This is a genomic window from Mesorhizobium sp. M4A.F.Ca.ET.020.02.1.1 (genome assembly GCF_004022645.1).
Classification (GTDB): Bacteria; Pseudomonadota; Alphaproteobacteria; order Rhizobiales; family Rhizobiaceae; genus Mesorhizobium.
Genome location: NZ_RZOI01000517.1, coordinates 1 through 4491, shown reverse-complemented (window position 1 = coordinate 4491; position 4491 = coordinate 1). Strand labels below are relative to the sequence as shown.

6 protein-coding genes are annotated in these 4491 nt (G+C 63.7%); 4 read left to right on the top strand and 2 right to left on the bottom strand.

Annotated features, from left to right (window positions below):
- Positions 1–40: 40 nt before the first annotated feature.
- On the bottom strand, positions 41–517 hold the full coding sequence (locus tag EN742_RS25585; protein WP_127407583.1) for a DUF2628 domain-containing protein: 477 nt from the start codon (positions 515–517) through the stop codon (positions 41–43).
- Between the two features lie 3 nt (positions 518–520).
- Entirely contained in the window at positions 521–1120 is a 600-nt protein-coding gene (gene hisB / locus EN742_RS25580) for an imidazoleglycerol-phosphate dehydratase HisB (RefSeq protein WP_126057100.1), read from the bottom strand.
- Between the two features lie 242 nt (positions 1121–1362).
- Between hisB and hslV the strand changes: the two genes are divergently transcribed.
- Genes hslV through hslU form a run of 4 tightly spaced genes read left to right on the top strand, consistent with a single transcriptional unit; the run spans position 1363 to position 4409 of the window.
- Complete coding sequence (gene hslV / locus EN742_RS25575; protein WP_128333421.1) at positions 1363–1914, top strand: ATP-dependent protease subunit HslV; 552 nt, start codon at positions 1363–1365, stop codon at positions 1912–1914.
- A 50-nt stretch (positions 1915–1964) separates the two neighbouring features.
- Positions 1965–2489 carry a GNAT family N-acetyltransferase gene (locus EN742_RS25570; RefSeq protein ID WP_127404907.1) on the top strand — a complete coding sequence of 175 codons (525 nt, stop codon included), beginning with the start codon at positions 1965–1967 and terminating at the stop codon, positions 2487–2489.
- 5 nt (positions 2490–2494) lie between these two features.
- Entirely contained in the window at positions 2495–3094 is a 600-nt protein-coding gene (locus EN742_RS25565; protein ID WP_128333420.1) for a DUF2585 domain-containing protein, read from the top strand.
- Positions 3095–3098: 4 nt separating this feature from the next.
- The gene (hslU, locus tag EN742_RS25560; protein WP_126057096.1) at positions 3099–4409 is read left to right on the top strand and encodes an ATP-dependent protease ATPase subunit HslU; all 1311 of its coding nucleotides are present in this window, start codon (positions 3099–3101) and stop codon (positions 4407–4409) included.
- Positions 4410–4491: the final 82 nt, after the last annotated feature.

The window sequence follows — 4491 nt, the reverse complement described above, 5'->3', positions numbered from 1 at the left end:
CAGATTGCCCGACCCGTAGTCAATGATCGCGACCCGCATGTCAGGGCCTTCCCGGCGTATGGGTCAGCCCCAGAGCCATGCCGGTCTGCGTCGGCCGTGCCAGATTGGCGTCGGGTACGATGCGCGGGGCGGGCGGCTGCTCGTCTGGCGGCACGTCGGCCTCCAAAGCATGACGCGTCTCGGCGCCGTCCAGCCTGTCGGCTTCGACGACGCCCCATTCGTGCCAGCCGCGGCGGCGTAGCGCCGCGATGCGCAGCCCCTGTCCTTCGAGGCCGATATAGAGCGAGACCAGCAGGGACAGGGCCGAGCCCGCCCAGGCAAGTCCCAGCTTCTCGCCGAGCATCGACAGGATGGCCATGACGACGAAGGTCAGCGCCGCCTCGATCCACAGCCGGTGCCAGGCGAGCCACAGCGGTGAGAATAGGAACCCGAGCCAGGTGAAGCCGTCGCGCACGAAGGTCGTCTCATCGGCCTTTGAGCGGCCCGCCGGCGGCTCCATCACGACATAGAAGGCCATCGCCTACCCCTTCAAAGAACCTTTGGTGGAAGGTACGGCGTCCGGCTGGCGCGGGTCGCGCTCGAGCGCGGAACGAAGCGCCCGCGCCACCGCCTTGAAGCAGGTCTCGGCGATGTGATGGTTGTTGGCGCCGTAGTGATTGGTCACGTGCAGCGTGACGCCCGCGTTCTGCGCCAGCGCCTGGAAGAATTCGCGCACCAGCTCGGTGTCGAACGTGCCGATCTTGGGCGACGAGAAGGTTACGTTCCAGACCAGGAACGGGCGGCCCGAGACGTCGATCGCCGCTCTGGTCAGTGTCTCGTCCATGGCGAGGTCGATCGAGGCATAGCGCATGATGCCGCGCCGCTCGCCGAGCGCCTTGGCCAGCGCCTGGCCGAGCGCGATGCCGGTATCCTCGACCGTGTGGTGGTCGTCGATGTGCAGGTCGCCCTTTGCCTTCACCGTCATGTCGATCAGCGAATGACGCGACAGCTGGTCGAGCATGTGGTCGAAGAAGCCGACGCCCGTCGCAATGTCGGACTTGCCGGTGCCGTCGACATGGACCGACACCGAGATGTCGGTTTCCTTGGTCTTGCGGCTGGCTTCGGCGGAACGCGTCGGCATGATCTATCCTTGTCCAGGAGGTTCATGGCGTGCGGGAGCGCACAGGCCCCAAACGCCCATATGCTTGAAATCGAGAGCCTTCTAGCAGCATGATCCGGCGATTGCCAGTTGCCATTCCCATGGGGTATCGGGCTGGCCGGCATGTCGTTTGCAATCGCCCACCCCATGCATACATATGGCCGATCAAAGTCCCTCGTACCGCGCCAATCGCCTTATTGGGATGGCGCGAATCGGAGCAGAAAATGTCGAATGAACTGACCATGCATGCCACGACGATCGTGACAGTGCGCAAAGGCAGCAAGGTTGTGATCGCCGGCGACGGCCAGGTCAGCCTTGGCCAGACCATCATGAAGGGCAATGCCAAGAAGGTGCGCCGCATCGGCACGGGCGGCAAAGTCATTGCCGGTTTCGCCGGCGCCACCGCAGATGCCTTCACCCTTCTGGAGCGGCTCGAAGCCAAGCTCGAGCAATATCCCGACCAACTGACGCGCGCCTGCGTCGAGCTCGCCAAGGACTGGCGCACCGACCGCTACCTGCGCCGGCTGGAAGCCATGATGCTGGTCGCCGACAAGTCGGTCTCGCTGGCGCTGACCGGCACCGGCGACGTGCTCGAGCCCGAACATGGCGTCATGGCCATCGGCTCCGGCGGCAACTACGCGCTGGCCGCCGCTCGCGCGCTGATGGACACCGACAAGGACGCCGAGGAGATCGCCCGCAAGGCGATGCAGATCGCGGCCGACATCTGCGTCTATACCAACAGCAACTTCGTTGTCGAAACGCTCGATGCCGCCTGAGGCAATCGACCATGATCCCGAAAAGTGGGACCCGGTTTTCGGATAAGATCATGGTCCAACAAGAGCACGTTTACGATTTTCGGCCGGTGACCGAAAAAGACCTGCCGATGATCGCCGGCTGGCTGGCCGAGCCGCATGTCGCCGAATGGTGGGACGATCCGGAACAAGAGACCGCCGAAATCCGCGAGCACATCGACTCGGTTTCGGTCGAGCCGCTGATCGTCGAGCTCGACGGCCGGCCGATCGCCTACCTGCAGAGCTACGATCCGCATCTGGAGGACGATCATCCCTATGCCGACCAGCCGTTCGGCACGCTGGGTATCGACCTGTCGATCGGCCTGGCGCAGCTGGTCGGCGTCGGCCACGGCACGGCGATCGTGCGGCAGTTCGTCGAGCAGCTTTTCGAGGAAGGGGCGCCGCGCGTCATCATCGATCCGCATCCGCGGAACGCGCGCGCCATCCGCGCCTATGAGAAGGCGGGTTTCAGGCCGATCGGCCGCAGGCAGTCGCAATACGGGGATGTCGTGCTGATGGCCGTCGACGCGGCGCAAGGCGACACGGAAGAGGGGGACTGAACCAGATGAACGCATCCGGCGAGGACAAGACGCTTTCGGCCTATGAGGACAGCTGGCGCATGGGGCTTCTGCTCATGCTGGCTTTGCTGATCTTCCAGGCCGGCGCGCTTTACTGCATGGGCCATCCGCCGATCTGCACCTGCGGCTATGTCAAGCTCTGGCACGGGGTGGTGCAAAGCTCGGAGAACTCCCAGCACATCTCGGACTGGTACACGCCATCGCACATCATCCATGGCTTCCTGTTCTATGCGCTGGCGCGGTTCCTCTTTCCGCGTTCGCCGATCGGGCTGAGGCTCGCCTTCGCCGTCCTCATCGAAGGTGGCTGGGAGCTTCTGGAGAACAGCCCCTTCATCATCGAGCGTTACCGCGCCGGCACGATTTCGCTCGACTATTACGGCGACAGCATCATCAACTCGGTATCGGACACGTTGGCCATGGTGCTGGGATTTGTGATGGCGCGAAAGCTTCCTATATGGGTGGTCGTTGCCCTGGCCCTCATCTTCGAGCTCGGTACGGGCTACATCATCCGGGACAATCTGACGCTCAACGTGATCATGCTGCTGCATCCGTTCGAGTCCATCAAGCAGTGGCAAAGTGGAATTTAGTGACATGAGCACCTTCTCTCCCCGCGAAATCGTTTCGGAACTCGACCGCTTCATCATCGGCCAGAAGGACGCCAAGCGCGCCGTGGCCATTGCGCTCCGCAACCGCTGGCGCCGCCAGCAGCTGCAAGGCCAGATGCGCGAGGAGGTGATGCCGAAGAACATCCTGATGATTGGCCCGACCGGAGTCGGCAAGACCGAGATCTCGCGCCGCCTGGCCCGCCTCGCCGGCGCGCCCTTCGTCAAGGTCGAGGCGACCAAGTTCACCGAGGTCGGCTATGTCGGCCGCGACGTTGAGCAGATCGTGCGCGACCTGGTCGAGGTTGCCATCGGCCTGGCGCGCGAGAAGATGCGCGAGGACGTCGCGGCGCGCGCCCAGATCAATGCCGAAGAACGCGTGCTGGAGGCCCTGGTCGGCAAGACGGCGAGCCCGTCGACGCGCGACTCCTTCCGCAAGAAGCTGCGCGACGGCGAGCTCGACGACAAGGAGATCGAGATCGAAGTCGCCGACACCGGCACCGGCGGCATGCCGGGCTTCGAGATCCCAGGCATGCCGGGCGGCAATATCGGCGTGCTCAACATCAACGACATGCTGTCGAAGGCGATGGGCGGCCGCAAGACCAAGAGCCGCAAGACCACGGTGCGCGATTCCTACGCGCTGCTGGTCAATGACGAGTCCGACAAATTACTCGACCAGGACGAGGTGATCCGCCGCGCTCTCGACGCCACGGAAAATGACGGCATCGTCTTCCTCGATGAGATCGACAAGATCGCGGCCAGGAGCGACATTTCGGGCGGGCCTTCGCGCGAAGGCGTGCAGCGCGACCTGCTGCCGCTGGTCGAAGGCACGACGGTGGCGACGAAGTACGGCCCGGTGAAGACCGACCATATCCTGTTCATCGCGTCGGGCGCCTTCCATGTGTCGAAGCCGTCCGATCTGTTGCCGGAACTGCAGGGCCGCCTGCCGATCCGCGTCGAGCTGCGCGCGCTGGAGAAGGAGGACTTCGTCCGCATCCTCACCGAGACAGAGGCGAGCCTGATCAAGCAGTACGTCGCGCTGATGAAGACGGAAGGGGTCGAACTGGCCTTCACCGACGACGCCATCGATTCGCTGGCCGGCATTGCCGTCGATCTCAACGCCAGCGTCGAGAATATCGGCGCAAGACGCCTGCAGACGGTGATGGAGCGGGTGCTGGACGAGATCTCCTACGACGCGCCGGACCGCAACGGTACGACCGTCACCATCGACTCCGCCTATGTGCAAAAGCATGTCGGCGACCTCTCGAGGAACACGGATTTGTCCAGATTCATCCTGTAAATGCATGTCGCCCAAAAGTGCGCAGCGGTTTTGGGACAACGATATGCATCAGCAAGGAACCCGATGCCGGGCAGGGTTCTGG